At 66.8% G+C, this 25,696-nt stretch carries 26 protein-coding genes, 1 tRNA gene and 3 pseudogenes; 11 read left to right on the plus strand and 19 right to left on the minus strand.

What is annotated here, in order from left to right:
- Positions 1-286: 286 nt before the first annotated feature.
- Positions 287-1,496: pseudogene (locus JWP83_RS01170) on the plus strand (IS110 family transposase).
- 48 nt (positions 1,497-1,544) lie between these two features.
- Here JWP83_RS01170 and JWP83_RS31100 read toward each other — a convergent pair.
- From JWP83_RS31100 to JWP83_RS01190, 5 genes and pseudogenes are all read right to left on the minus strand, one after another.
- Positions 1,545-1,931 (minus strand): annotated as a pseudogene (locus tag JWP83_RS31100) (hypothetical protein); the annotation flags it as partial.
- Between the two features lie 228 nt (positions 1,932-2,159).
- Positions 2,160-3,116 (minus strand): hypothetical protein, encoded by a 957-nt coding sequence (locus tag JWP83_RS01175; RefSeq protein WP_297724915.1) that lies wholly within the window; start codon positions 3,114-3,116, stop codon positions 2,160-2,162.
- A gap of 413 nt (positions 3,117-3,529) precedes the next feature.
- Positions 3,530-3,619 (minus strand) — tRNA-Ser (locus JWP83_RS01180).
- A gap of 124 nt (positions 3,620-3,743) precedes the next feature.
- Positions 3,744-4,202, minus strand: coding sequence for a nucleoside deaminase (locus tag JWP83_RS01185; RefSeq protein WP_297724918.1), 459 nt, complete (start codon positions 4,200-4,202; stop codon positions 3,744-3,746).
- Between the two features lie 53 nt (positions 4,203-4,255).
- Positions 4,256-4,777 (minus strand): tRNA adenosine deaminase-associated protein, encoded by a 522-nt coding sequence (locus tag JWP83_RS01190; protein WP_297724921.1) that lies wholly within the window; start codon positions 4,775-4,777, stop codon positions 4,256-4,258.
- Between the two features lie 113 nt (positions 4,778-4,890).
- On the opposite strand from JWP83_RS01190, the gene JWP83_RS01195 reads away from it, so the two are divergent.
- The gene (locus tag JWP83_RS01195; protein WP_297725067.1) at positions 4,891-5,829 is read left to right on the plus strand and encodes a prephenate dehydrogenase; all 939 of its coding nucleotides are present in this window, start codon (positions 4,891-4,893) and stop codon (positions 5,827-5,829) included.
- On the opposite strand, the gene JWP83_RS01200 is transcribed toward JWP83_RS01195, so the two are convergent.
- Genes JWP83_RS01200 through JWP83_RS01220 form a run of 5 tightly spaced genes read right to left on the minus strand, consistent with a single transcriptional unit; the run spans position 5,792 to position 9,869 of the window.
- Positions 5,792-6,346, minus strand: coding sequence for a putative glycolipid-binding domain-containing protein (locus JWP83_RS01200; RefSeq protein ID WP_297725070.1), 555 nt, complete (start codon positions 6,344-6,346; stop codon positions 5,792-5,794). The two genes, JWP83_RS01195 and JWP83_RS01200, sit on opposite strands and share 38 nt — an antisense overlap.
- Before the next feature lie 49 nt (positions 6,347-6,395).
- Complete coding sequence (locus JWP83_RS01205; protein WP_297724924.1) at positions 6,396-7,142, minus strand: ABC transporter permease; 747 nt, start codon at positions 7,140-7,142, stop codon at positions 6,396-6,398.
- Positions 7,139-7,825: an ABC transporter permease gene (locus tag JWP83_RS01210; protein ID WP_297724927.1), complete on the minus strand. Its 687-nt coding sequence runs from the start codon at positions 7,823-7,825 to the stop codon at positions 7,139-7,141. The genes JWP83_RS01205 and JWP83_RS01210 overlap by 4 nt, the downstream gene beginning before the upstream one ends.
- Before the next feature lie 2 nt (positions 7,826-7,827).
- Positions 7,828-8,919, minus strand: coding sequence for an ABC transporter ATP-binding protein (locus tag JWP83_RS01215; RefSeq protein WP_297724930.1), 1,092 nt, complete (start codon positions 8,917-8,919; stop codon positions 7,828-7,830).
- Positions 8,916-9,869 (minus strand): ABC transporter substrate-binding protein, encoded by a 954-nt coding sequence (locus JWP83_RS01220; RefSeq protein WP_297724933.1) that lies wholly within the window; start codon positions 9,867-9,869, stop codon positions 8,916-8,918. The genes JWP83_RS01215 and JWP83_RS01220 overlap by 4 nt, the downstream gene beginning before the upstream one ends.
- A gap of 114 nt (positions 9,870-9,983) precedes the next feature.
- Between JWP83_RS01220 and JWP83_RS01225 the strand changes: the two genes are divergently transcribed.
- The gene (locus JWP83_RS01225; protein ID WP_297724936.1) at positions 9,984-10,337 is read left to right on the plus strand and encodes a lipopolysaccharide assembly LapA domain-containing protein; all 354 of its coding nucleotides are present in this window, start codon (positions 9,984-9,986) and stop codon (positions 10,335-10,337) included.
- Positions 10,338-10,652: 315 nt separating this feature from the next.
- Here JWP83_RS01225 and JWP83_RS01230 read toward each other — a convergent pair whose 3' ends face one another.
- Both JWP83_RS01230 and JWP83_RS01235 read right to left on the minus strand, forming a co-directional pair.
- Positions 10,653-11,699 (minus strand): phosphotransferase family protein, encoded by a 1,047-nt coding sequence (locus JWP83_RS01230; protein ID WP_297724939.1) that lies wholly within the window; start codon positions 11,697-11,699, stop codon positions 10,653-10,655.
- Positions 11,700-11,794: 95 nt separating this feature from the next.
- The gene (locus tag JWP83_RS01235; RefSeq protein ID WP_297724942.1) at positions 11,795-12,433 is read right to left on the minus strand and encodes a histidine phosphatase family protein; all 639 of its coding nucleotides are present in this window, start codon (positions 12,431-12,433) and stop codon (positions 11,795-11,797) included.
- A gap of 64 nt (positions 12,434-12,497) precedes the next feature.
- On the opposite strand from JWP83_RS01235, the gene JWP83_RS01240 reads away from it, so the two are divergent.
- The 6 genes from JWP83_RS01240 to JWP83_RS01265 all read left to right on the plus strand — a co-directional run bounded on the left by JWP83_RS01240 (position 12,498) and on the right by JWP83_RS01265 (position 17,925).
- A complete protein-coding gene (locus JWP83_RS01240; protein ID WP_297724944.1) occupies positions 12,498-13,175 on the plus strand; it encodes a class I SAM-dependent methyltransferase in 678 nt (225 codons plus the stop codon).
- A 61-nt stretch (positions 13,176-13,236) separates the two neighbouring features.
- Positions 13,237-14,283: a phosphotransferase family protein gene (locus JWP83_RS01245; RefSeq protein WP_297724947.1), complete on the plus strand. Its 1,047-nt coding sequence runs from the start codon at positions 13,237-13,239 to the stop codon at positions 14,281-14,283.
- Between the two features lies 1 nt (position 14,284).
- The gene (locus JWP83_RS01250; RefSeq protein WP_297724950.1) at positions 14,285-15,052 is read left to right on the plus strand and encodes an SDR family NAD(P)-dependent oxidoreductase; all 768 of its coding nucleotides are present in this window, start codon (positions 14,285-14,287) and stop codon (positions 15,050-15,052) included.
- Between the two features lie 17 nt (positions 15,053-15,069).
- Complete coding sequence (locus JWP83_RS01255) at positions 15,070-16,353, plus strand: acyl-CoA dehydrogenase family protein (protein ID WP_297724953.1); 1,284 nt, start codon at positions 15,070-15,072, stop codon at positions 16,351-16,353.
- Entirely contained in the window at positions 16,334-16,954 is a 621-nt protein-coding gene (locus tag JWP83_RS01260; RefSeq protein ID WP_297724955.1) for a TetR/AcrR family transcriptional regulator, read from the plus strand. The genes JWP83_RS01255 and JWP83_RS01260 overlap by 20 nt, the downstream gene beginning before the upstream one ends.
- Complete coding sequence (locus tag JWP83_RS01265; protein ID WP_297724958.1) at positions 16,954-17,925, plus strand: NADPH:quinone oxidoreductase family protein; 972 nt, start codon at positions 16,954-16,956, stop codon at positions 17,923-17,925. Before JWP83_RS01260 ends, JWP83_RS01265 begins: the two co-directional genes overlap by 1 nt.
- A 75-nt stretch (positions 17,926-18,000) precedes the next feature.
- Here the strand turns inward: JWP83_RS01265 and JWP83_RS01270 are convergent, their stop codons facing one another.
- Positions 18,001-19,875 carry an alkyl sulfatase dimerization domain-containing protein gene (locus tag JWP83_RS01270; RefSeq protein WP_297724961.1) on the minus strand — a complete coding sequence of 625 codons (1,875 nt, stop codon included), beginning with the start codon at positions 19,873-19,875 and terminating at the stop codon, positions 18,001-18,003.
- A gap of 172 nt (positions 19,876-20,047) precedes the next feature.
- Between JWP83_RS01270 and JWP83_RS01275 the strand changes: the two genes are divergently transcribed.
- On the plus strand, positions 20,048-20,503 hold the full coding sequence (locus JWP83_RS01275; protein ID WP_297724964.1) for a lipoprotein LpqH: 456 nt from the start codon (positions 20,048-20,050) through the stop codon (positions 20,501-20,503).
- Positions 20,504-20,512: 9 nt separating this feature from the next.
- Here JWP83_RS01275 and JWP83_RS01280 read toward each other — a convergent pair whose 3' ends face one another.
- From JWP83_RS01280 to JWP83_RS01300, 5 genes are all read right to left on the minus strand, one after another.
- Positions 20,513-22,036, minus strand: a complete 1,524-nt coding sequence (locus tag JWP83_RS01280; protein ID WP_297724966.1) for a HAMP domain-containing sensor histidine kinase — start codon at positions 22,034-22,036, stop codon at positions 20,513-20,515.
- Positions 22,014-22,718 carry a two-component system response regulator TcrX gene (gene tcrX, locus JWP83_RS01285; protein WP_297725073.1) on the minus strand — a complete coding sequence of 235 codons (705 nt, stop codon included), beginning with the start codon at positions 22,716-22,718 and terminating at the stop codon, positions 22,014-22,016. The genes JWP83_RS01280 and tcrX overlap by 23 nt, the downstream gene beginning before the upstream one ends.
- A gap of 149 nt (positions 22,719-22,867) precedes the next feature.
- Complete coding sequence (locus JWP83_RS01290) at positions 22,868-23,023, minus strand: hypothetical protein (RefSeq protein WP_297724969.1); 156 nt, start codon at positions 23,021-23,023, stop codon at positions 22,868-22,870.
- Positions 23,024-23,048: 25 nt separating this feature from the next.
- Positions 23,049-23,294 carry a hypothetical protein gene (locus tag JWP83_RS01295; protein WP_297724972.1) on the minus strand — a complete coding sequence of 82 codons (246 nt, stop codon included), beginning with the start codon at positions 23,292-23,294 and terminating at the stop codon, positions 23,049-23,051.
- Positions 23,295-23,345: 51 nt separating this feature from the next.
- Complete coding sequence (locus JWP83_RS01300) at positions 23,346-23,768, minus strand: MmcQ/YjbR family DNA-binding protein (protein ID WP_297724975.1); 423 nt, start codon at positions 23,766-23,768, stop codon at positions 23,346-23,348.
- Positions 23,769-23,879: 111 nt separating this feature from the next.
- Here JWP83_RS01300 and JWP83_RS31105 point away from each other — a divergent pair.
- Positions 23,880-24,768: pseudogene (locus JWP83_RS31105) on the plus strand (hypothetical protein).
- Here JWP83_RS31105 and JWP83_RS01315 read toward each other — a convergent pair.
- Entirely contained in the window at positions 24,738-25,682 is a 945-nt protein-coding gene (locus JWP83_RS01315) for a class I SAM-dependent methyltransferase (RefSeq protein WP_297724982.1), read from the minus strand. The pseudogene JWP83_RS31105 and the gene JWP83_RS01315 overlap by 31 nt on opposite strands.
- Positions 25,683-25,696: the final 14 nt, after the last annotated feature.

Raw genomic sequence — 25,696 nt, forward strand, 5'->3', positions numbered from 1 at the left:
ACTAACGGCACGCCGCGGAGCTGATTCTTGCTTGGCGTTTGTAGAGACACGAGGTCGATCAAATCCTGTCCCTAAGGTCTTGGGTGTCGGGGGTTGGTGCCCTGGATGCCCAGGGCGGTGGGGTGTAGCTGAGATCCTGTTGTTGTATGTGTGGCTTCGTGAGGCTGGCTGCCCCACCGTGCTGGACGCTCCGGCCGCTGATTGAGAGCTGATGCGGATCGTCGCTGGTTAGGGACATGTCGGCGGAGCTGTCCACGGGCTTGACCTGCGAGCACAGGAGAACAACGTGACGGTGCGGCCACAGGTGTGGGTCGGAATTGATGTCGGCAAGACCAGCCATCATGCGTGCGCGGTGGATGAACGCGGCAAGGTGGTGTGGACGCAGAAGCTGGCCAATGAACAATCGGCGATCGAGGCGCTGATCGATCGCGCGCACAAGACCGCCGAACAGGTGCGGTGGGCAGTGGATCTGACGAGCCCGATGGCGCTGATGCTGATCACGGTGCTATTGGCTGCTGACCAATCGGTGGTCTATGTGCCTGGCCGAGTGGTCAACACCATGACGGGTGCGTTTCGGGGCGAGGGCAAAACCGACGCCAAAGACGCTCTGGTGAACGCCGAAACTGCCCGCATGCGAAGCGATCTCGCCGCAGTAACGATGCCCGATGAACTGGTCGTGGAGTTGACTCAGCTGACCGGCTATCGCACTGATTTGATGGCCGACTGGGTCCGCGGTATCAACCGGTTGCGCTCTCTGCTGGGGGTCGATCTTCACGGCCCTGGAAGCAGCCTTCGACTACTCCACCCGCACACCGCTGATCCTGGTCGCAGGGCTATGCACCCCGGCTGAGATCCGTGCGGCCGGAGTCGTGGGCGTCACGGCCCATCTGGTCAACAACCATGCCTGGGCCCCCGGGATCTCCAAGACCGCGGCCACCGCCGTCGCCCTGGCCAATGACCAGCAGCTGGCGCTGCCCGGGCAGGCCGGCACCGCCGCTTTGGTCAAACGGATGGCGGCCAAGCTGCTGGAGCTTGACCGCGAGATCAAAGACATTGACAAGACGATCACCGAGCGCTTCCGCGATCATCCGTACGCGCGGATCATCGAGTCGCTGCCCGGCTTTGGGCCAAACCTGGGTGCTGAGTTTCTGGTGATCACCCGCGGTGACCTGGCATCGTTTGCTACGCCTGGGCGCCTGGCGTCTTACGCCGGATTGGTGCCTGTGCCAAACGATTCGGGCCGCATCGCCGGCAACCTGCGCCGGCCGAAACGCTATAACCGACGACTGCGTCGGGTGTTTTATCTGGCCGCGCTGTCCAGCCTAGGCGTTGACGGACCCTCCCGACAGTTCTACGACCGCAAGCGCGGCGAACGCCTCATCCACAGCCAGGCCCTCCTCGCCTTCGCCCGCCGCCTCGTCGACGTGCTGTGGGCTCTCCTGCCCGACGGCCGCGAGTTCGCTCGTATCAAGCCGGTCGTCGGGAACGGTCGTTAGGTCATCGACAGTGACCGTTAGCGGAGCAACGGGGTCTACGGTCACCTTCCATTTTTCTCCGCACGGATGGCCGGGGTCGTACTCGATGTGCGACATGATGTCTTCTCGACGATCCCAGCGAGTGAGGTTCTCTACCTCGATAGTCAGCTCCGAAAACGCCTCGGCGTCTGGGTCATCGATGAACACGTCGGTCAACATCCGTCCGACACGGACTTCCTGTTCATCCAACTCGAAACCAATACCCGACGAGCTCGATGCCATGATCCGGCAATCCAGCAGCGACACCGCTTTGGAGCCGACCCTTCCGTGGATAACCAGAAACCGCCCTGAACCTTCTCGCATCGCATACCCGCCCGGCGAAAGTTGCGCCCACCGACCGTCGCCGAAACCGCCTACAAGAGAGAGGGTTATGCCGTTGTTAGGGTTATACGTCAAAACGCCACGCTAGTCGCGGTCGGGTTGACCGGGCAGCCAGAACGGACCTCGCCAACTCTGCTCAACGGTGAGATCCTCGGTCATGGTTTTTGGTCCTCGACAACATCAGCATCGTCAACGAACCGGGCAAGGAGGCTTAGGGCAGCGAGCCGTTCGAGCGCCTCTGTTCGGTCATCTCGATCTCTTCGTTGGGCAGGTGTCCGACGGGGTTGTTGACCACGGCAGCGGTCAATCGGTCGATCGGGTCAGCATGGCGGGGCGTTGTGCGATGGGCCGCATGACCTTTCGCGAATTCAAGTAAGCGACATGCGAGACCGGAGTGTTCCCGAGGATCGGTGGCCCCACCGACACCGCCTGGTCGCAGTCGACCGCGTCGGCGTAATGCGCGTTCAGCGTCCGCAGTGGATACGCGACGATGTCGTCGGGGTCGTGAAAGTTTACCCACTGCGCCGCCTTCCGGGTAGCGGCACTGCGCGTGCGACCGGGAAGTTTGATCGGGGCATCGAACTTGGGATAGCGGACCATCCACAATGCGAGCGGGCTACCCAGGGTGTAAAGCCAGGTCAGGGTCTCGCCACGCTGGAGCGCAGTGGATGACCCGGGCACCGACTTCGTCGACTTCTTGGATCCTGCCTTCTGCAGATCGTAGAAGTAGTCCGAGGCGATGACTGTGCCGAGGCTGTGCGCGATGACGCACAACGGTGCGTCGGGGGCCCGTTCGGCCAGGGTCGCCAGCGCCTCATCCAGGCAGGCGTGGATGGCGTCGTAGTTGGCGTCGCTGCCCTCAGCGATCTGATAGGCGATGACGTCGCCCAGAAAGTAAGTGACAGCCCAGCGCAGTGTCGGCCAGTGCGCATTCGGCAGTCCGGGAAACCGCCCCAGCAGGCCCGAAACGACCAACGGCAGCATGGCGAGATACGAGCCGTTGTTGATCCGGTGGACGAGGTCGTCGAGTCGCTGCGTCCAGCCGGCGAAGCCGTGACCGAAGGACGCCCGCACGATCTTATCGAGACCGGGCTCCGCCACCGGGATCCAGAACGCCGCCTCGATCTCGAGTTCCGCGGCTTCTGCGCCACGGCACGCGCGGGCGTACTCGGCGCGCAGCATTTTGATCGCGTTGTCGGCGTAGTGGGGATCCTTGATCTCCACGCCGTGGACGAACAGGACGGCGATCGTCGAGGTCATGGCTGCCTTCGTCGAGAGTTGTGGTGCCAGTGCATGGCCGGGTCGGGCAACCAGTATCCCAGGTGGCCGTCGCCGGTTGTCGTTCAGGCAGCACCGTTTTTTCGCCCAGGTACCGATACAACGTCGCGCGGCTAACCCGAGGTACTTGGCGATGTCCCTCCCAGTGTGACCGTCGGCCTTCATCCGCTTCGCGGTGGCGATGTGCTCAGGCTCGTCCACCTTCCGAGGCCGACCGAACTTGGTGCCGTTGGCACGGGACAAAACCGGGCGTTCTCGAGAGGCTCGGTGCCACACGTGCGGCACGCAGCTATGGCCGTCATCCGACCCTCCGCCGACCCCCCTGCCCCAGCGTTTCCAGGGTGCTCTAAGGATAGGCGGTTAGCCCTTTACCTGCTGCGACAGGTTCGGGGCTGTGGCGGTGGCGGAGGGATTTGAACCCTCGGACGGTGTTAGCCGTCACACGCTTTCGAGGCGTGCTCCTTAGGCCGCTCGGACACGCCACCGCCAGGCAGCTTACCGAACCGGTTGCCGGTCACCTCAATCGCCGGTTCGAGCACCGAGATTGCCGCGATGGTTGTGCGTGCGCCGCGATCACAGCCTTGACGGCAATTTCGACCCGACAGGAACTCACCCCAATCGCTGGCGGGCGAAGAAGGCCTCCAGCGGCGCGGCGCACTCCTGCGCGAGCACGCCGCCGCGCACCGCCGGGCGATGGTTGAGCCGACGGTCGCGGACCACGTCCCACAGCGATCCGACCGCTCCCGTCTTGGGTTCCCACGCCCCGAACACCAGCCGCGCGATGCGAGCAAGGACCAGCGCGCCCGCGCACATGGTGCAGGGCTCGACGGTCACCGCAAGCGTGGCCCCCTGCAGCCGCCACCCGTCGCCGAGCACGCCGGCCGCCGCCCGCATCGCCAGGATTTCGGCGTGCGCGGTCGGATCACCAAGGGCCTCACGGGCATTCACCGCACGGGCGAGCTCCGTTCCGTCGGCACCGATGACCACCGCACCGATCGGCACGTCGCGAGGACCGGCCGTCGCAGCGACCGACAGTGCGGTGCGGATCAGATCTTCGTCAGTGATCACCGACCGAGCCTGGTGGCGGCGAGCCGCCGCGCCCGGCTCCGCCGCGCTTGCGATCACCGACCGAGGCGGTCGATCACCGCCGACAGCTCGTCGGCGAAGCCCATCTCCCTGGCGATGCGGCCCAATTGCTCGTCGGCGTACAGATCGGACTCATCGAGGATGACGCCCAGCACCGCTTCGGGGAGCCCGACGTCGGACAGCAACCCCAGGTCACCCTCCTCGAAGGGCTCCGTGTCCTCGAGGTCCTCGGGATCGATGTCAGCGTCCAGGTTGTCGAGCACCTCGGCGGCGATGTCGTAGTCCAGCGCGGCGGTGGCATCCGACAACAGCAACCGCGTCCCCGACGGCGCCGGGCGCACGATGACGAAGAACTCGTCGTCGACGTCGAGGAGCCCGAAGACCGCGCCCGAACTGCGTAGTTCACGCAGCTCCGTCTCGGCGGCCGCCAGGCTCGTCAGCGCCTTCGCGGCCATCGCGTAACAGCGCCACTTACCCTCTTCTCGCACGACCGCAACGCCGAAGCCGTCCGGTGTGTCCGCGGACGGGCCTTGCGCTGGCGCCCGCTGTGCTCCCATGGGCGCCTACGCTAGTCGCTGACCAGGCCACCTGACCAGATGGAACACCCCTGTCCGCCAAACTGTGCCAACCTTGCACTGTGGCCCATCCTTTGTCTAAGACACCCGTTTGCGTGCTCGGGCTGGGCCTTATCGGCGGCTCGATCATGCGGGCCACCAATGCGGCCGGCCGCGAAGTGTTCGGCTACAACCGATCGGTCGAGGGCGCGCAGGCGGCCACGGCCGACGGCTTCGACGCCAGCACCGATATCACCCACACCCTGACCCGGGCCGCCGAGACCGGCGCGCTGATCGTCGTGGCCGTGCCGATGCCGGCGCTGCCGGTCATGCTTGCCCACATCAGCGAGCTGGCCCCCAACTGCCCGCTGACCGACGTCACCAGCGTCAAAGGCGCGGTGCTCGACGAGGTTGCCGGGGCCGGTCTGCTGGAACGTTTCGTCGGCGGTCACCCGATGACAGGAACCGCCGACTCGGGTTGGGCCGCCGGATATGCCGGGTTGTTCACCAGGGCCCCGTGGGTGGTCAGCGTGGACGACCACGTCGACCCCCGGGTGTGGTCGATGGTGATGACGCTGGCGCTGGACTGCGGCGCGCTGGTGGTACCGGCCAAATCGGACGAGCATGACGCCGCGGCGGCCGCCATCTCCCATCTGCCGCACCTGCTCGCCGAGGCGCTGGCGGTCACTGCCGGCGAAGTCCCGCTGGCCTTCGCGCTGGCGGCCGGGTCTTTCCGCGACGGCACCCGGGTGGCCGGCACAGCGCCGGACCTCGTGCGGGCGATGTGCGAGGCCAACTCCGAGCAGCTGCTCCCGGCGGTCGACCAAGTCATCGAGTTGCTCCGCCGCGCCCGCGAGTCGCTGGCCAGCCACAGCTCCCTGGCCGACCTCATCGACGCCGGGCACGCCGCGCGAACGCGTTACGACAGCTTCCCGCGCTCCGACGTCTTCGCCGTCGTCATCGGCCAGGAGAAGTGGCGCGAAGAGCTGGCCGCCGCGGGCCGGGCGGGCGGGGTGATCAGATCCGCTCTGCCAAGCTTGGATACTCCACAATGAACCCGTCTTCGTCGACGCTGACGGTGGTGTCGGCGACGGGAGAGCGCAACTTGATGCCGTCGAGCCGCCCCTCGCTGGCGTAGCTCACGGTCGCCGCGGTGACGGACATGTCGGGCACGTTCACGTAGACCATTGGCAGCGTGACCATGTCCGCCCGTTCGTGCAGCGCGAGGCGCCGGATCGGCAGCGCATTGAAGAAGGGGCTGAACACCACGTCGACGTCGAGCGCGCCGTTGTATCCGGCGCGCCGCTCGCCCTGGTGGTCGGTCACCAACCACATGTTTTCCTCGTCCCGGGCAATGGAGAGCACGCGTTCGCGCTCGGCCAAGGTGACGGTCAACCCGAGCCGCTTGGTGGCGCCCGACTCGTCGGTCTGCAGGTCGTAGTAGGCACCGAACGCCGGGTTGGTTGCGGTGGCGGCGGCCACGATGCGCCCATTGGCCCTGATCCGCTTGCCGGACAACTGGATTCGTACCGATTCCATGCGGGAGACATCCTGTGCGCGCCAGGTCAACATCGCCTGCCGCACGCGCCGGGCGGGATCAGAGGGGGCTGCGTTCACACTCCTACCGTAAGACGTGACCAGCGACGGCGGCAGGTTTGTCCGGAAGTGCGCTCGGCGTCACTTGGTCGCGCCGACCGGTGCGCCCACGTAACCGGCCGGTGCCGGGCGCCGACGCCCACACCGCGAGCGCCAAGAGGCCGTCGAGGATTAGCGCCAACGCGGCCACCATCAGCGCACCGACCAGCGCGAGTTGGAATTGGCGTTCCTTGATCCCGTCGATCAGGTATCGGCCCAGGCCGCCGAGGCTGGCGTAGGCGGCGACGGTTGCGGTGGCGACCACCTGCAGCGTCGCGTTGCGCAGCCCGCCCAGGATCAGCGGCAGCCCATTGGGTACCTCCACGCGCAGCAGCACCTGGGCCTCCGTCATGCCCATCGCGCGGGCGGCATCGACGACCGTCCGCTCCACATTGGCGATGCCCGCATAGGTTCCGGCCAGCAGCGACGGCACGCCGAGCAGCATCAGGGCGACCAGCGGCGGCCCCACACCCAGCCCGAACAGCAGCACCCCGAGCAGCAGCACGCCCAGCGTCGGCAGGGCGCGCAGGCCGTTGACGGCGCCCACCACCAGGAGCGTGCCGCGACCGGTGTGTCCGATGACCAGCCCGATCGGGACGGCGATCAGCGCCGAGGCGCCCACCGCGATCGCGGTGTACTCCAGGTGCTCCAGAGTGCGCGCCGCCAGCCCGACCGGGCCGGTCCAGTTGTCGGCCGTCAATAGGTAGGACAGCGCCTGCTGCACGAAGTTCATCGCGCGCCACCGACGACGGGGGCCAGCACCGAGCGCCGACGCGGTGTGCGCCCGGCGCGTTCCCAGGGCGTGGCCAGCCGGCCGGCCAGGACGATGAGCGCGTCGATGACTATCGCCAGCACAAACAGCGTGATGATGCCGGCGACGATCTGATCGCTTTTGTCAGTCTGGTACCCCTCGGTGAACCAGGTGCCCAGGCCGCCGATGCCGATCACCGAACCCACCGAAACCATCGCGATGTTGGTCACCACCACCACGCGCAGCCCGGCGACGAGCACCGGGATAGCCAGCGGCAGTTCGACTCTTAGCATCCGCTTGATCGCCGGGTAGCCGATCGCGGTGGCGGCGTCGCACACCTGAGCGGGCACGGCGTCGAGCGCCTCGAGCACCGCCCGCACCAGCAGCGCGGCGGTGTAGGCCGACAGCGCCACGATGACGTTGGCCTCGTCGAGGATCCGGGTTCCGATGATCGTCGGCAACACCACGAACAGCGCCAGCGACGGGATCGTGAACACGACGCTGGCGGTTGCCGTCGTCAGCCGCCGGGAAATCGGCGCGCGTTGCACGAGTACGCCCAGCGGAACCGCGATCGCCAACCCGATCACGACCGGCACCAGCGCCAGCCGCAGATGGACGACGGTCAGCGCCCAGGCGTCGTCGAGGTGGGTGAGCAGGTAGTGCATGTCTAGGCCCTTCGCCGGGCTTCCACCGCGGCCAGCACGTCGGCGGCCAGCACACCGCCGATGACCTTGCCGCCTTCATCGACGGCGACACCCAGGCCCGACGGCGACGACAGCGCCGCGTCGAGGGCGTGGCTGAGATTGCCGTCGGGGCGGAACAGCGAGCCGACGCCGCTCACGCTGTCGGACAACGACGCGCCCGCGCGGTGCTTGCGCAGGCCCTCGGCGTCGATCCACCCCACCGGGGCGCCCGCGTCGTCGACCACCACCGCCCAGCCGTCCGGGAGGCCGGTGTCGGGGACGCTGCCCTCGGCGATCCGCTCGATGTCGTGCAGCGGCAACCCGGCCGCGTCCATGAGCTGCAACCATCGATAGCCGCGGCCCAGACCGATGAACCTGGCCACGAATTCGTTGGCCGGACGCGACAGCAGCTGCGCGGGTTCGTCGTACTGCTGCAGCACGCCGCCCCTGAACACCGCTATCCGTTCGCCGAGTCGCAGCGCCTCGTCGATGTCGTGCGTGACGAACACGGTGGTCTTGTGCAATTCGCTTTGCAGACGAAGTATTTCGATCTGCAGCTCGTTGCGCACCACCGGGTCGACGGCGGAGAACGGCTCGTCCATCAACAGGATCGGCGGGTCCGCGGCAAGCGCGCGCGCCACGCCGACGCGCTGTTGTTCACCGCCGGAGAGCTGCGCCGGATAGCGGGTGGCGATCTTGGAGTCCAACCCGACGCGTTCGAGCACCCCGTAGGCGGCTTTGCGGGCGTCCCGGCGGGACTTGCCCTTCAGCACCGGAACCGTTGCGACGTTGTCGATCACGCGTTGATGGGGCATCAGGCCCGCGTGCTGGATGACGTAGCCGATCCCGAGGCGCAGCCGCACCGGGTTGACCGTCGAGACGTCGGCCCCGTTGACGGTTATCGTGCCGCAGGTCGGCTCCATCATCCGGTTGATCATCCGCAGCGCCGTGGTCTTGCCGCTGCCCGAAGACCCGACGAAGACCGTCAATTCGCCGTTGGGGACCACCAGGCTCAGCCGGTCGACGGCGGTGGTCCCGTCGGCGAACACCTTGCTGACGTCGTCGAAGACGATCACCGTGGCTTCCCTATCGGATGATTGAAGCCGTTGTCCCGCACCCAGTTTCGCGCCGCTTGGTCGGGATCGATGCCGGAATTTCCCGATACCGCGGCGTTGAGGCCGGCCAGGCCGGAGGTACTCAGCTTCGCCGACACCGCGTCCAGCACATCCTTGAGGAGATCCGATTTCTTCTGCGAATTCACCAGCGGCACAATGTTGCCAGCCAGGAAGTTGTGCTCCGGGTCCTCGAGCGCGACGAGATGGTTCTGCAGCATGGCCGGTGAGGTGCTGAAGATGTTGGCGGCCGTCACCCTGCCCTCCACCAACGCGCGCACGGTCACCGCGCCGCCGCCGTCGTTGATGACGACGAAGTTGCCCGGGCTGATGTTGAGTCCGTACTTCTGTCGCAGTCCCGGCAGCCCGGACGGGCGGTTCTCGAACGCCGAGGGCGCCCCGAATCGCACGTCCGGCGAGTGTGCCGCCAAGTCGCCGATCGTTTTCAGGTGCCAGTCGCCCGCGGTGCGGCTGGTGACGGTGACCGTGTCGGTGTCGGAAGCCGGCGACGGCGTCAGGATCGAGAGGTCACCGGGCAGTTTCTTGTAGAGCTCCAGCTCGACGGCGTCGAGCATGGTCGCGGTCGAGTCCGGCGCGAAGTACAACAGCAGGTTGCCGATGTATTCGGGCACCAAGTCGATGGAATGATCCTTGAGCGCAGGGACATACGTCTCCCTACTGCCGATCCCCATCCGCCGCCCGATTTCAAAGCCGTTGGCCTGCAACGCTTCCGCGTAGATCTCGGCGACGATCTCCGACTCCGGGAAGTCGCCGGAACCGACCACGATCGATTTCGGGCTGCGTATCTCCGCGCCCAGCGGATCGGAATTGCTGCAGGCCGCGATCAGGCAGACCGTCGCCACCCACGCTGCCGCCCGGACGGTCCCGCGACGAACACGCGGCAGCATCCTCATACCGCCGACACTAACGGCACAACCGCCGCGGCGCCGCCGGCCGCACGGCAGGTCGCGGGGGTGGTTTTGCGTGGATTTGTTTCAATCTGCGCAGGATCGGACAAACATGACAGTATGAGCGGCCAATCCCCTGCCTCGCCTCCCCCGCCTCCCCCGCCGCCGCCGGATCCGCACCCCGGCACGACATCCAGGGAACCGGCCGTCGGGTTCACCCGCGCCGGCGCCCTGTGGACGTTCCTGATCGCCGGCTTTCTCATCCTGATCCTGCTGCTGATCTTCATTGCTCAGAACACGACTTCGACGGCGTTTGCGTTCTTTGGCTGGCGCTGGAGCCTGCCGCTGGGCGTGGCGATCCTGCTGGCGGCCGTGGGGGGCGGCCTGGTCACCGTGGCGGTTGGCACTGCGCGGATCATGCAGCTGCGGCGCGCGGCGAAGAAGCATCACGCGGCCGCCTCTCGGCCGGTCTAGCCCGCTTATGAGTCCCGGGCCCGGGCCTGGGCCGCAAAATCGCCGAAATTCCCGCCGCCGCCGCACGCTCAAGGCCCGCAGAGCACGCTCGACGCGCTCGGCGGAGTAGTTCGGGCGTTGGGTGTGAGTCCTGGGCGTTGCGTGTGAGTCCTGGGCGTTGGGTGTGAGTCCTGGGCGTTGGGTGTGACTCCTGGGCGTTGCGTGTGAGTCCTGGGCGTTGGGTGTGACTCCTGGGCGGGAAAATCGCCGAAATCCCGCCCTGGACGCACACTGAAAACCGCCAGCGCACACTCAACGCCCTGAGTGCACGCTCGATTAGCCGGGGCGCTTGGCGAGCTCAGCCAATCCGCGGGAGATCAGCGGCGCGACCACCTCGGGCTGGTGCTCGGATTCGTTTCCGCTAGCCAGGTCCGACATGCGCCGGCGAAAGTCGATGCCGGCGGCGATGATGGCGAGCTTGAAGTAGGCCAGCGCCATGTAGAACTCCCAATGCACCAACGGCAAACCGGCCACCAGCGAGTAGCGGTCGGCCAGCTCGTCGGCCGTCGGCAACAGCGGCGACGTCCAGGCGGCTTGAGCGTTGACGATCAGGTCCAGCGCCGGGTCGCGGTAGACGCACATCAGGGCGGCGTCGCTGAGCGGGTCTCCCAGGGTCGAGAGCTCCCAATCCACGACCGCGCGGACCTTCGTCGGGTCGTCGGCGTCGAGGATGGTGTTGTCGATCCGGTAATCGCCGTGCACGATCGAGGTGCGGCTCTGCTGCGGAATTGATTGGTGCAGGCCCGAATGCAGCCGTTCGACATCGGCGTCGCGCTGGTCGTCGGGCAGCCGTACCAGCTCCCATTGCGAACCCCACCGTCGCACCTGACGCTCCAGGTAACCGCTGGGCTTGCCAAAGTCGGCCAGCCCCACCGCATTCGGGTCGACACTGTGCAGATCGACGAGCACCCGGATCAAGGAGTTGACGCAGGCGTCGATGACGGTGTGACTGAACGCGTCGAGCTGGGCACGCCGGCGCACCACCTGCCCGGCAACGAATTCGACGATCTGGAATGGCGCGCCCAACACCGAATCGTCCTCGCACAGCGCGATCGCGCGCGCCACCGGAACCGGCGTGTCCTGCAGCGCGGCAACCACCTTGTATTCGCGGGCCATGTCGTGCGCCGACGGCGTCAGCCCGTGCAGCGGCGGGCGGCGCACCAGCCAGCTGGACGCGTCGTCATACACCCGGAACGTCAGATTCGAGCGGCCACCGGAGATGAACTCACCCCGCAGCTCGCCGTCGCGTCCAATCCCGAGCGAACGCAGGTACCGGTCCAGCGAGGCCAGGTCGAGCCCGTCGAGTCGGTCAACTGAAGTCACTCGCAATTGTTTACCACCGCTGATGTCGGCCAAGTTCACCACCACCGATTGCCCGCCTCTGCCCATCGCCACCGCGCTGCCGGGGGAACCCCACCTCAGGCCGTTCCACGGCCTGCATCGTCGCCGAGCAGCCGGTGATTTCGGGGCAGCAGGTCCCACACGTGTTCGACCGTGTTGACCCCCGCCACCGTCGCCTGACCCGTCCGCGAAAACAACAGCCGGGTCACCGACGCGTAGTCGACCGGAAAGGACAACAACCGCGTCGTACCCAGGATCTCGTGCAGCAGCACGTTGATCACCCCGCCATGGCTGAACACCGCGACCGTGTCCTCCGGATCGGCGGCGGCGACGAGGTCGTCGACCGCCGCGCGGACGCGCGCGCGAAACGCGTCCTCGTCGACCGCGCTGGGCAGACGCCCCTCGGCCAGGCGCGCCCACTCCGCCGGCCGTTCCGCTCTGATCTGCTCGACGGGGATGTAGACCGGAAGGTCGCGGTCGTATTCGGCGAATCGCTCGTCGATCTCGACGTTCAGCCGGCGGGTGGCCGCGACCGGCTCGGCGGTCTGGATCGCACGCCGCTGTGGGCTGCTCACGACCCGCGCGATGGGAAACTGGGCGAGCGCCTCGGGCAGGCGCTCGACCTGCGCCCACCCCTGCTCGGACAGGTCCGGATCGGAGCCCTCGCCGTGTTCGCTGCGCAGCGGCAACGCATGCCGGATCAACAGCACTTGCATGTTTGTTCCCGTCGTCGGATGGTAGGCAGCGCCAGTTTCTCATCGGCGATCTCGAGGAGGAGAGATGACCCAGCCGGGCATGGATTGGGATGCCGCCTACCGGCAAGAAGCGCCGCCCCCGTGGAGCATCGGCGGGCCGCAGCCCGAGCTGGGGACCCTGATCGATCAAGGCAAGATTCGCAGCGATGTCCTGGACTCCGGCTGCGGGCACGCCGCCCTGTCTCTGGCCCTCGCCGAGCGCGGCTACACAGTCGTCGGCCTGGACGCCAGCGCCACCGCGGTCGAGGCCGCGGCCGCGGCAGCAGCCGGACGTGGCTTAACGACAGCGACTTTCGCGCAGGCCGACGTCACGAGCTTTCGGGGCTATGACGGCCGCTTCTCCACGATCCTGGACAGCGGGCTGTTCCACGCACTCCCGCCCGAGAGCCGCCAGGACTACATGCAGTCGATCTTTCGGGCTGCCGCGCCGGGCGCGGGGCTATACATCCTGGCGTTCGCCGCCGGAGCACTGGGCGACCAGGCTGGTGGCGACCGGCCCGGCCCGCGCGGTTTCACCGAAACCGAGTTGCACGACGCCGTCGCGACGCTGTGGCAGGTCGATGAGCTGCGCCCCGCGAAGCTCTACGGCAACGCCGGCGCGCTCGCGCCTTCCGGTGATCCGTTACCGAACGTCGAACACGACGGCGAAGGCCACTTCATGGCGCCGGGCTTCCTGCTCAGCGCGCACAAGCCCGAGCACTGAGCCTCTCCCCACACCGCCGGGAGAATGCTATTCTCTGCGCGGAGAGCGGGGTGTGCGGACCATGACGACTGCCGGCGAAACCCAACTGGACCCGGGTGTACTCGGTCGTTGGCTGGATGCCAACGACGCACCGCGCAGCGGCGAGGAACCGCAGCTAGAGCAACTCAAGGGTGGCTCACAGAACACCCTGTATCTGATCGAACGCGGCGGCGAGCGCATGGTGCTGCGGATGCCGGGTGCCCGCGCCGACGCGGCCCGCATCGACGGCTTGTTGCGCGAGATCCGCCTGGTCCGGGCGCTGTCCGGCACCGACGTGCCACACGCGGCGCTGATCGCCGCCGACGACACCGGCGCCGTGCTGGGCATGCCGTTCTACGTGATGCAGGCCATCGACGGATGGAGCCCGATGGACGGCGGGTGGCAGGCGCCGTTCGACACCGACCTGACGGCCCGCCGCGGGCTGGCGTTCCAACTGGTCGAGGGCGCTGCCAAGCTGGGCCGGGTCGATTGGCGGACGCAAGGCCTCGAGGGCTTCGGCCGCCCGGACGGATTCCACGAACGACAGGTCGATCGCTGGCTGAACTTCCTCGACGCCTACAAGGTGCGCGAACTGCCCGGACTCGACGAGGCCGCCGACTGGCTGCGCAACAACCGGCCCGCCCGCTACCACCCGGGCATCATGCACGGCGACTACCAGTTCGCCAACGTGATGTTCGCGCACGGGGAGCCGGCGGGATTGGCCGCGATCGTGGACTGGGAGATGACGACAGTCGGCGACCCGCTGCTGGATCTCGCGTGGGCGCTGCTGGGTTACGACGGCGAGGAGCCCAGCACCGGCGGGTTCTATCTGGACATGCGCGGCATGCCCACGCGCAGCGAATTGCTCGAGCACTACGAGAAAGTCAGTGGACTCTCCACCGAGAACATCGACTACTACCTGGTGCTGGCCAACTGGAAGCTCGGCATTGTGCTGGAAAAGACCTACGCGGCCGGGGTGCGCACCAAGAAAGTGGACCCCAATATCACCGAAACCTTTAGGGCGATGATCCCGCAGCTCATCGCCACGGCAGCGGAGCTGGCCCGCTCCTCACAGGCCAAGGGACGCTGAAATGGGTTACGCGGATCAGCTTTTCGATCTGACCGGCCGTGTCATCCTGATCACCGGCGGCAGCCGCGGCCTGGGCCGCGAGATGGCGTTCGCCGCCGCGCACTGCGGCGCCGACGTGGTGATCGCCAGCCGCAACATGGACAACTGCGTGACCACCGCCAAGGAGGTCGAGGCCGAGACCGGCCGTTCCGCCATGCCCTATCAGGTGCACGTGGGGCGCTGGGATCAACTCGACGGCTTGGTCGACGCGACCTATGAGCGGTTCGGCAAGATCGACACATTGATCAACAACGCGGGCATGTCACCGCTGTACGACAAGTTGAGCGACGTCACCGAGAAGCTCTTCGACGCGGTGGTCAACCTGAACCTCAAGGGGCCCTTCCGATTATCGGCGTTGGTGGGCGAGCGCATGGTGGCCGCCGGCCGTGGATCCATCATCAATGTGAGCTCCACCGGGTCGCTGCGTCCGAACGGCGGCATCATCCCCTATGCCGCCGCCAAGGCCGGGCTCAACGCCATGACCGAAGGACTGGCGCAGGCCTTCGGACCCACCGTGCGGGTCAACACACTGATGGCCGGACCCTACCTGACCGACGTCAGCAAGGCCTGGGATCTCGGCAGTGAAAGCGGTGGCAATAACTTCAGCCACCTTTCCCTGAAACGCGCCGGCGAACCGCGCGAAATCGTCGGCGCCGCACTGTTTCTGGCTTCCGACGCATCCAGTTTCACCACCGGCTCGATCCTGCGGGCCGACGGCGGGATTCCCTAGAAGATAGGAGCATTCGAATGTCTTGGGACTTTTCCACCGAACCGGAGTTCGAGAAGAAGCTGGACTGGATCCGCGAGTTCGTACGCGAGGAGGTGGAACCCCTCGAGGTGCTATTCCCGGGCTGCGAATTCCTGCCGCTCGACGACGAGCGGCGCCGGATCGTCGATCCGCTCAAGCAGCAGGTCCGCGACAACGGCTTGTGGGCACCGCATTTGGGACCGGAGCTGGGCGGGCAGGGATTCGGCGCGGTCAAGCTGACGTTGATCAACGAGATCCTCGGTCGCAGCCCGTGGGCGCCGATCGTATTCGGGACACAGGCGCCCGACACGGGCAACGCGGAGATCATCGCCCGCTTCGGCACACCGGACCAGAAGGACCGCTATCTGGCAGGGCTGCTGTCCGGGGAGATCTTTTCCTGCTTCTCGATGACGGAGCCGCAGGGCGGCGCCGACCCCCGGGTCTTCACCACCCGCGCGGTCCGCGACGGGGACGACTGGATCATCACCGGGCGAAAGTACTTCTCCTCCAACGCGTCCGTCGCGTCCTTCTTCATCGTCGTCACGATCACCGACCCCGATGTACCCGTCCATCAAGGCGCCTCGACGTTCCTGGTCCCCGCCGGAACCCCGGGCCTGAACGTGGAAGCCACCCACCACCTCGTCGGCGCGGATCCCCACGAGCCGGGGCATTCCCTGGTCCGCTACGACGGGTTGCGGGTGCCTTCCGACGCCTTGCTCGGCGAACCCGGTCAGGGCTTCCTGATCTTGCAGACCCGCCTGGCCGGCGGGCGTCTGCATCATGCGATGCGCTCGATCGGGATGGCCCAGCGCGCCGTCGAGATGATGTCGCGGCGCGCGAAAAGCCGCTTCACCCAGGGCAGCTCGCTGGCTGACAAGCAATTGGTGCAGGAGTTCGTGGCCGACTCCTATACGGAGTTGATTCCGTTCCGGCTGACCGTCCTGCATGCCGCCTGGCTGATCGACACCGGCGACGAGCGTGCCGCCCGCGCCGAGATCGGCGCCTGTAAGATCTTGGCGTCGCAGGTACTCAAATCCATTGCGCTGCGCGCGATTCAGGTCCACGGCGCCCTCGGTCTCACGGACCAGCTGCCACTGGTCAACGTGCTGCTGGGCGGCATCGCGCTCGGCCTGGCGGACGGTCCGACCGAGGCGCACAAGGTCAACCTGGCGCGGATGCTCCTCAAGGGCTACGAGGCCGAAGAGGGCGAGTGGCCGAGCGAGATGCTGGACATCCGGCGCGAGGCGGCCCGCGCCAAATACGGTGAGCTCGTTGACCAGTAGCAGGGTGACGGCGGCGGTCGAGCGCGCCCTTGACGACCGCCAGCGCGAGGCGACCGAGGAGGTCGAACGCATCCTGGCCGCGGCGGTGCGGGTGATGGAACGGGTCGCGCCCGAGGAGCCGCGGGTCAGCGACATCGTCACCGAGGCCGGATCGTCGAACAAGGCGTTCTATCGGTATTTCGCCGGCAAGGACGATCTTATCCTCGCGGTCATGGAGCGGGGCGTAGCCATCGTCGTCTCCTACCTGCAGCACCAGATGGCCAAGGAATCCCGGCCGCATGACCAAGTCGCGCGCTGGATCGAGGGCACGCTGGCACAGGTCGCCGACCCGCAGCTGATCAGCAAGAGCCGTGCGGCGGCCGGTCAGATGTCACCCGCCAACTGGCGCGCGGTCGACCAGGAAATGATGGGGCCGCTGCGGGATCTGCTGATCGAGCCCCTCACCGAGCTGGGCAGCACCGACGTCGATCGGGACGTCGAGGCGGTGTTCTGTTGCACGGCTGCGACGATGCGGCGATACGTGGGTTCGGCCGACCGGCCTGGTCGCGACGACATCGCGCACGTGGTCCGGTTCTGTCTGCGCGGCCTGGGGATCTGGTGATGCGCGCCGTCGTCTGCCGTTCCTACGGCACACCGGAGGACCTGGTCATCGAGGAGCTCGCCGAGCCCGTCCCCGGTCCCGGCCAGCTGGTGGTTAGGGTGCACGCCGCGGCGGTCAACTTCCCCGATGTGCTGTTGATAGCCGGCAAATACCAGGTCAAGATCCCGGTCCCGTTCGTCCCGGGCAGCGAGCTGGCCGGCGAAGTGATGGCGGTCGGCGACGGCGCGGCGTTTCGTCCGGGCCAGCGGGTCTCCGCAACTACCCCGACCGGCGCGTTCGCCGAGCGAGCGCTGCTCGACTCGGCATCGGCCACGCTAGTACCCGACGGCGCCGACTTCGCGTCGGCCGCCGCATTCGGGGTCACGTACCGCACCGCATATCACGCACTGCGGTCGATTGCCGAAGTCGCGGAAGACGATTGGGTGGTGGTTCTGGGCGCTGCCGGTGGTGTGGGCCTGGCGGCCGTCGATCTGGCGGTGACAATGAAGGCCCGGGTGCTGGCGGCCGCGTCCAGCCCCGACAAACTTGAGCTGTGCCGGCAGCGCGGCGCCGAAGCCATCGTCGACTACGACCGGGAAGACCTGAAAACGCGCATCCGTGAGCTCACCGACGACGCGGCCCGGGTGGTCCTCGACCCCGTCGGCGGGCCCTACGCGGAGCCCGCGCTGCGCGGTCTGGCCCGCGGCGGAACCTTCATCACCCTCGGCTACGCCTCGGGCACCATCCCGTCCATTCCGCTAAACCTGGTCCTGCTCAAGGGAATCACGGTCCGCGGCATGGAGATCCGCACCTTCATGGGCGACCGGCCCGACGACGCCGCGCGCGACATGCGGGAGTTGGCACAGATGTTCGCCACCTGCACGATCCGGCCCTACATCGGTGCGCGATTCCCCCTGTCCGAAACCCCGGCCGCGCTGCGGCATGTGGCCGAACGCAAGGTGCTGGGCAAGGTGGTCATCGACGTGGCGTGACAGTTGCGCGAGCAGACGCAAAAGCGCCTCATTCGCGGCAAATTTGGGGGCTTTTGCGTCTGCTCGCGAAGCCAACTACGGCGTGACGATGTTGAAAGCCGGATCGGGTTGGTCGAGCGCACCGAGGAATGCCTGCAACGCCGCCTGGTCACCAGAAACTTCCAGCCCGGGCGAGGCAAAATCACCTATCGCCGCCGCCAGCAGCCGAAACTTGCTGTCCGCCTTAACCGTAACGGTCGCCGTCGCGGCGTCGGGCGCCACCCGGCGGTAGACGAGCACGCCGTTGCGCAGGCTGAGCCGGTAGTTGGTGGCCGCGTCCGCGAAGGCGATGTCGACGGCGATATCGAGGTCCCAGCTACGCGGGCCGTCGACCCGGATGGCGAGGCTGTCGAAGATCTGCTCCGGCGTCAGCTGGGAAAGCATCGTCGGAGACACGACTTGAACCGCGGTGCCGAAGTTGCTGTCGCGCAGTTCGGCGGCCCCGCTGAGGAAGAAGTTGCGCCACGTGGCGTTCTCGGCGCCGTAGGCCAGCTGTTCCAGCGTGTCGGAGTACAGCGCGCGGGCCGCGGCATGGTCGCTGTCGGTGAAAACGGCGTGATCGAGCAGCGTTGCCGCCCAACGGAAGTCACCGGCGTCGAACGCCGCTTGGGCCAGCTCGACGACCCTGTCGATGCCGCCCATCGCGTCGACGTAGCGGGGGGCGATCGCCTCCGGCGGATGGGGCCAAAGCCGGGCCGGGTTGCCGTCGAACCAACCCATGTAGCGCTGGTAGACCGCCTTCACGTTATGGCTAACCGAGCCGTAATACCCATGGGTGTGCCACGCCTGCTCCAGCGCGGGCGGCATCGCAAACGCCTCGGCGATCTCGGCGCCGGTGTATCCCTGGTTGAGCAGGCGCAGCGTCTGGTCGTGCAGGTAGGCGTACAGATCGCGTTGCAGCGCAAGGAATTCGACGATGCTCTCCCGCCCCCAGGTGGGCCAATGGTGGGAGGCGAACACCACGTCGGCGCGATCGGCAAACGTGTCGATGGCCTCGGTGAGGTAGCCGGACCAGGCGTGTGGGTCGCGCACCAGCGCGCCGCGCAGGGTCAGCAGGTTGTGCAGGTTGTGGGTGGCGTTCTCGGCCATGCACAGCGCGCGGAACCGTAGGAAATAGAAGTGCATTTCGGCCGGCGCCTCGGTGCCGGGCGCCATCTGGAACTCGATCTCCACGCCGTCGATGGTGTGCTTCTCGCCGGTCTCCCGGATGTCGAGGGTCGGCACGATGATGCCGACCTCGCCGGTGGACGCGGCCTGACCCAGCCCGCAGCCCACGTGGGCCTGGGGTCCGCGCGCCAGCATGGAGCCGTACATGTAGGTCGCGCGGCGGGTCATCGCCGGACCCGCATAGACGTTCTCCTGAACGGCGTGCGCGGTGAAGCCCTCCGGGGCCAGCACCGCCACCGAGCCGCTGTCCACGTCGGCCTGCGAGGTGACGCCCAGCACGCCGCCGAAGTGGTCGACGTGGCTGTGGGTATAGATCACCGCGACGACGGGGCGATCACCGCCGCGGTGGGTGCGATACAGGGCCAGCGCCGCCGCCGCGACCTCGGTGGATATGAGCGGATCGATAACGATGACGCCGGTGTCGCTCTCGACGAAGGTGACGTTCGAGATGTCCAGGCCGCGGACCTGGTAGATGCCGGGCACCACTTCGTAAAGGCCTTGCTTGGCGGCCAGGGTAGATTGCCGCCACAGGCTCGGGTGTACGGACGTCGGCGCGGCACCGCCCAGGAAGGAGTAGGCGTCGTTGTCCCACACCACGCGGCCGTCGGCCGCCTTGATGACGCACGGGGACAGGGCCGCGATGAAGCCACGATCGGCGTTCTCGAAGTCGGTCGTGTCATGGAACGGCAGAGCGTGTTCGCGATGGGCCGACTCGATGACGGCGGTTGGCGGTTTGTGATTCACGGCAACACATTGCCATTAATCCGCCCTTGCCCGAAAGGACGTGTTGAGAGCTGGCGGGTTAACCGAAACGAAACAATTTCGTCGAACCTCTTCTGTGCGGCCCGGCATACCCGCATACTGCCTTGACGGTTTTCAATGCGGAGGACCGCAACGATCGGGAAAAGGAGAACAGGTGAAGCGTGGACTGATTGTCGCGGCGACCGGGGCGGCGATTCTGGCCGCAGGTATTTCGGGGTGTTCGAGCAACAAGGGAACCACGGCCAGTGGTGGCGGCGTCACCGCGAACACCGGCGGCACGACAAAGGTCGTCATCGACGGCAAGGACCAGAACGTCCAGGGCAACACTCTCTGCACCAAGGCCGCCGGCAATGTCAGCATTGCGGTCGGTGGAAACACGACCGGGATTAGCGTCGTGCTCACCGACGCCAATCCGCCGGCAGTGAAGGCAGTTCAGCTCGGCAACGTCAACGGTGTGACCCTTCAGTACGCGCAGGGTGGCCAGGGCAACGCCTCGGCGACCAAGGATGGCAGTACCTACAAGGTCACCGGCACCGCCACTGGCGTGGACATGGCCAACCCGATGCAACCGGTGAACAAGCCGTTCGAAGTCGACGCGGCTTGCGCTTAACTCGGTGACCTAAGAATTGCGAGCGGGCGGTTGCCACCCGTTGAGTGGCAACCGCACCGTGAACTCGGTGTGGCCGGGTGAGCTGTCGAGCGTGATTGTCCCGTTGTGCGCCTTGACGACCGCGGAGGCGATCGCCAGTCCCAGTCCGGTGCTGCCGCCCTTTCGCGAGCGCGAAGAATCGCCGCGGGCGAACCGCTCGAACACCTCGGACTGCAGCCCCGCCGGGATGCCGGGGCCGTTGTCGATGACCTGCAACACGGACCGCGTCGGCTCGGTGCTCAACCGGGTGGTCACGAGGGTGCCGGCGGCGGTGTGGACGCGGGCGTTGGCCAGGAGGTTCGTCAACACCTGGTGCAGCCGCGCCGCGTCACCTGTGACGACCACGGGCTCCTCGGGCAGGTCGAGCTCCCACTGGTGATCCGGTCCGGCGACGTGCGCGTCGCTCACGGCGTCGACCGCCAGGCGCGACAGATCCACCGGCTCGCGTTCCAGCGGCCGGCCGGAATCCAGGCGGGCGAGCAACAGCAGGTCCTCGACTAGGCGCGTGATGCGCTCCGTCTCGGATGCCACCCGGCTCATCGCGTGCGCCATTGCTTCGCGATCCCCACTATCCCAGCCCATGCGTTGGGTGAGCTCGGTGTAGCCACGGATCGCGGCGAGCGGCGTGCGCAGTTCATGACTGGCGTCGGCGACGAACTGCCGAACCCGGGTCTCGCTGGCCTGCCGCGTAGACAGCGCGGCCGCGATGTGATCGAGCATCCGGTTCAGCGCCGACCCGAGTTGACCCACCTCGGTGTACGGGTTCGCATCGGACTCGGCCACCCGCACCGGCAGCTCGACCTCGCCGCGATCCAACGGCAGTTCGACGACCTCGCTTGCCGTTTGCGCGACGCGGCGCAGCGGCGCCAGTGCCCGCCTGATGATGACCACGCCGGCGGCGGTCGCGACGACCAACGCGATCACCGTGACGATCCCGAGAATGACCAGCATCCGGATCATGGTGACGTCGACGTTGGACATCGACAGGCCGGTGACGATGACGTCCCCACCGCTGCGGCTCGGGGCGGCGACGACGCGATAGCGACCGAGTCCGTCGAGGTCGAGCGTCACCGGCTTGCGGCTGCCGGCGAGGTGTTCCAGTTGCGTTTGCGCGGCCGGGGTCAGCGCGGCCCGCGCGCCGTCGCTGGTCAGGTATCCGGCGTCAACGGTCCTGCCATTGCTGATCACCGCGGCGACCATGCCGGCGGGTTGGCCCGGGGCATCGAGGAACCAGGGGCCGGGGCCCGGCCTCGGGTAGTAGTGCGACTCGCGGCGCCAGCCCGGACGTTTCGGTTCGGGGTACATCCGAGCCGAGCGGTAGGAAGTTCCGCCGAGTTGCCCGTCGAGCTGGGCCACCAGGTGGTGCAGCAACGCCAGTTCGGTCGCCGCGGTGATGCCGATGCAGACGACGGCGAGGACGACGATCTGCCCGACCAGTAGGCGGAGCCGAAGTGACCAGACCCGCCGCGTCTTAGCGGGCTGGCTTGAGGACATAGCCCGCGCCGCGCAGCGTGTGGATCATGGGTTCACGACCGTTGTCAATCTTCTTGCGCAGGTAGGAAATGTAGAGTTCGACGATGTTCGACCGGCCGCCGAAGTCGTAACTCCACACCCGGTCCAGGATCTGGGCCTTGCTCAGTACCCGCTTGGAATTGCGCATCATGAACCGCAGCAGCTCGAACTCGGTGGAGGTCAACGAGATTGGCTCGCCCGCGCGCGTTACCTCGTGGCTGTCCTCGTCCAGGACCAGGTCCCCGACCACCAGCTGCGCACCGCTGTCCACCGTCGTCACCCCGGTGCGACGAAGAAGCGCCCGCAGTCGCAGCACCACCTCTTCGATGCTGAAGGGTTTGGTCACATAATCGTCGCCGCCCGCGGTCAGGCCCGCGATGCGGTCCTCCACCGCGTCCTTGGCCGTTAGCAGCAGCACCGGCAGCTGCGGATTCTCCTCGCGCAGTTTGTGCAGCACGTCGAGACCGCTCATGTCGGGCAGCATCACGTCGAGCACGACCACATCGGGTCGCTGGGCCCGGGCCGCGGCGATGGCCGACGACCCGTCGCCCGCGGTGGAGATGTTCCAGCCCTCGTATCGCAGCGCCATGGAAACCATCTCGGCCAGGACCGCTTCGTCGTCTACGACGAGCACATTGATCGGGTTGCCGTCAGCACGGCACATGACAACCCGCTCTACCGAGGCTCGGGGCTGTGTCACAGGTTCCAGTATCCGCGCCCGACTGAGCCGACGCTATGCCGTTCCTATGCGTGTCCTGTGAAAAGATCGCGTGACTGCCGAGCAGTCACGCGATCCGGTATCCCGGCGGATGTCTAGTACCAGTATCGCCTGCCGGCGATCGGCCGGCCGACCGAGCCCATGACCCACAACACTGCGCCGATGACGAGCACGACGATGCCGATCTCCCACAACAGCGGGAGGCTAAAGACAAAACCGAGAACTAGTAGCACTATGCCGAGGATGATCATGACAACTTCCTTTGTGTGAGGGTCCCTAGGCCGTTTCTAGACCACTGGGCATTGAACTGGGCTGCGGGACACGGCAATCCTTGACTTTGGGATTGACGCCCCCGTAATTCAGGGGGCCGGCGATAACGGTCAGCGCAATGTTTCCCGCAGTGACACAATTTGTTGCACCGCCCTTGAAGTAGTCGCGCTGGTAGGCCGCGAAGACTCCGATGAGCAGCCAAATCAGGACAACCCCGCCGATCACTCCGCGACCACGCATGGTGACCTCCATTGTGTTCGAGAAAATTTCCCGTGGGCCTAGCGTTACCCGTTGGACTTATGTCTAAACCTGCTTGACGTGGACTTCCGCGAGCCATGCCTCGGCCCGCTTCTTGGACGCGCGTGAAAGCCACGCTTCCTGAATCAGCTCGGCCAGTTCGGTAGTCGTGATCTCTGCCAATCGGCTGGCCCGCACCAGCACCGAAGGATGCCCGTCGAAATGACTTGTCGTGAAGAACGGCGACGCGGGATCCTGCACGAGCGCGAGCTTGTCGCTCTCCGACCCCACCCAGAGCATGATTACGTCGGCGTAGCGTTCGCCGGTGTCCGGATCCGTCGCGTCGGGCTGGGGAGTGCGGAAGAACACGAACGACTTTCCGCCCACCTGATAGATGGGGTTGCCTTTCGGGCCCTCCAAGCGCTTGACGTGCGGCATCGACGCGGCGATCCGATGCACGTCGCTCACCCGGGCAGGCCGATCAGCCATAACCGCGAGACTACCGCGACCGGTAGCATCGCGAGTGGGCCTGCGGTAAAGGGGGATTGAGATGAATCGCTCCCAGGTGAACTCTCGAAGAGGGGGGCCGTAACCGACACCCTGTTCGCCGACGTCTCCGAATTCCAAGTGCCCCTGAATGATTCTTATCCGTACCGGGTGGTTCAATTCGCGTCTGCGACGGCACCTATCAAGACCACAACTTCGCGGCCAACTACGCATGGATGCGGGGTGCTTTGGCCAGCGGACGCATGACATTCGGAATCGTTTACACGCACGCGCGCCCGAACTGGTTGGACAATGCCAACACCGTGCGCTCGATGATCGATGCCGGGGGTGGCTTGCAGCCGCGGGTCGCGCTGATGCTCGACGTGGAGGCCGGCGGCAACCCCCCCGGCGACGGCTCAAGCTGGATCAACTCGTTGTACTGGAACCTGGCCGACTACGCCGGTTCTCCCGCGCGGATCATCGGGTACGCCAACGCTTATGACTTCGCCAACATGTGGCGGACGCGGCCAGCGGGCTTGCGGGCCATCGCGGCCGGTTATGGGTCCAACCCGGACCTTCCGGGTCAGGTCGCGCATCAGTACACCGACGGCACGGGCTTCAGCCCCAACCTGCCGCAGGGGTGTCCACAGTTCGGCAATTGCGACATGAGCTCCGCCGACGGGCTCACCCCGCAAGATTTTGCCGCCGCCTGCGGCATCAGTGCGAACGGAGGATGGTTGATGGCACCGACGACGAGCAAGCCGAACTGTTGAGCAAGGTCCGCGACATCTGGGACCAACTGCGAGGGCCCGGCGGCGCGGGCCGGCCGCAACTCGGCCAGAACGGCCAGGGCCAAGACCTCACGCCGGTCGACGCGATCGCCGCGATCAAGCGAGACCCGGAAAGCCCGACAGACCTGCAGGCGTCGAAACAGTCTCCGGCCCAACAGGGGTCATCTTGGAAGCAGCGCGCTCAGCCCGCCCGCCGCTGCGCCGACACGTAGAGGGTGGGCGGCATCACGTGCGCGCCGTCCTGCGGAACGCTGCGGCCGTAGCGGCCCATCAGCTCCGAAAAGGTTGCCGTCGACACGTCCCAGCCATGCTCACGCAGCCAGCCGTCGACCGGTGTGCGCTCCTCGGGGTACCACAGGTCGTCGAGGTCCGCGATCTCGGTATCGACCAGCCTGGCGGCCGCGGCCCGCATGCGCTGCATGTCCTCGCGCTGTCGCCGAACCAGGTCGGGGTCGGTGAAGCCCGCGCCGGGCACGTTTGAAGCGAGCCAACTACCCTGCGCGCTGAGCGCATGTATGCGCTCGAACAACAGGTCCTGGGCCTGTGCAGGCAGGTAGCGGACGAGTCCCTCGGCCGACCAGACCGCCGGCCGTGAGGGGTCAAATCCCGCCTCTTGCAGGGCCTTTGGCCAGTCCTGGCGCAGGTCGATCGGCACGTTCACCAGCCGCGCCTTCGGGTGCGCGCCGTGCTCGCGCAACGTGTTGGATTTGAATTCCAGCACCTTGGGCTGGTCCAGCTCGTACACGACCGTGCCGTCGGGCCATGGCAGCCGCCAGGTGCGTGCGTCCAGGCCGGCAGCCAGGATCACCACCTGCCGAACGCCGGCGTCGGCCGCGCCCAGAAAGAATTCGTCGAAAAACGCTGTGCGCGTGGCCATGAAGTCGATCATCAGCTGGATCCGCGCCCACACGTCCGGTTCGAGCTCGACCGCCTTGGCCAGCAGCTTGGGGTCCGCGTAGATACTCCACATCCCCTCGCCCGCCGCGTCGACGAACACGCGCGCGAACGGGTCGTTGATGAGCGGGTTCTCGCTCTCGGTCTCGGCGGCACGCGCCGCGGCGACGCCCAGAGCGGTGGCTCCCACGCTTTGGGTGATGTCCCAGGAATCATTGTCGGTGCGCGCCATCGCCATTTCCCTTC

This window comes from Mycobacterium sp., from assembly GCF_025965855.1.
Taxonomy (GTDB): domain Bacteria; phylum Actinomycetota; class Actinomycetes; order Mycobacteriales; family Mycobacteriaceae; genus Mycobacterium.

Bases quoted from the DNA above. Each gene is read 5' to 3' on its own strand.
- JWP83_RS01175 (WP_297724915.1), bottom strand. From the start codon at position 3,116: ATGACCTCGACGATCGCCGTCCTGTTCGTCCACGGCGTGGAGATCAAG.
- JWP83_RS01190 (WP_297724921.1), bottom strand. From the start codon at position 4,777: ATGGGAGCACAGCGGGCGCCAGCGCAAGGCCCGTCCGCGGACACACCG.
- JWP83_RS01200 (WP_297725070.1), bottom strand. From the start codon at position 6,346: ATGTTGACCTGGCGCGCACAGGATGTCTCCCGCATGGAATCGGTACGA.
- JWP83_RS01205 (WP_297724924.1), bottom strand. From the start codon at position 7,142: ATGAACTTCGTGCAGCAGGCGCTGTCCTACCTATTGACGGCCGACAAC.
- JWP83_RS01210 (WP_297724927.1), bottom strand. From the start codon at position 7,825: ATGCACTACCTGCTCACCCACCTCGACGACGCCTGGGCGCTGACCGTC.
- JWP83_RS01220 (WP_297724933.1), bottom strand. From the start codon at position 9,869: ATGAGGATGCTGCCGCGTGTTCGTCGCGGGACCGTCCGGGCGGCAGCG.
- JWP83_RS01225 (WP_297724936.1), top strand. From the start codon at position 9,984: ATGAGCGGCCAATCCCCTGCCTCGCCTCCCCCGCCTCCCCCGCCGCCG.
- JWP83_RS01235 (WP_297724942.1), bottom strand. From the start codon at position 12,433: ATGCAAGTGCTGTTGATCCGGCATGCGTTGCCGCTGCGCAGCGAACAC.
- JWP83_RS01240 (WP_297724944.1), top strand. From the start codon at position 12,498: ATGACCCAGCCGGGCATGGATTGGGATGCCGCCTACCGGCAAGAAGCG.
- JWP83_RS01245 (WP_297724947.1), top strand. From the start codon at position 13,237: ATGACGACTGCCGGCGAAACCCAACTGGACCCGGGTGTACTCGGTCGT.
- JWP83_RS01250 (WP_297724950.1), top strand. From the start codon at position 14,285: ATGGGTTACGCGGATCAGCTTTTCGATCTGACCGGCCGTGTCATCCTG.
- JWP83_RS01255 (WP_297724953.1), top strand. From the start codon at position 15,070: ATGTCTTGGGACTTTTCCACCGAACCGGAGTTCGAGAAGAAGCTGGAC.
- JWP83_RS01265 (WP_297724958.1), top strand. From the start codon at position 16,954: ATGCGCGCCGTCGTCTGCCGTTCCTACGGCACACCGGAGGACCTGGTC.
- JWP83_RS01280 (WP_297724966.1), bottom strand. From the start codon at position 22,036: ATGTCCTCAAGCCAGCCCGCTAAGACGCGGCGGGTCTGGTCACTTCGG.
- tcrX (WP_297725073.1), bottom strand. From the start codon at position 22,718: ATGTGCCGTGCTGACGGCAACCCGATCAATGTGCTCGTCGTAGACGAC.
- JWP83_RS01290 (WP_297724969.1), bottom strand. From the start codon at position 23,023: ATGATCATCCTCGGCATAGTGCTACTAGTTCTCGGTTTTGTCTTTAGC.
- JWP83_RS01295 (WP_297724972.1), bottom strand. From the start codon at position 23,294: ATGGAGGTCACCATGCGTGGTCGCGGAGTGATCGGCGGGGTTGTCCTG.
- JWP83_RS01300 (WP_297724975.1), bottom strand. From the start codon at position 23,768: ATGGCTGATCGGCCTGCCCGGGTGAGCGACGTGCATCGGATCGCCGCG.
- JWP83_RS01315 (WP_297724982.1), bottom strand. From the start codon at position 25,682: ATGGCGCGCACCGACAATGATTCCTGGGACATCACCCAAAGCGTGGGA.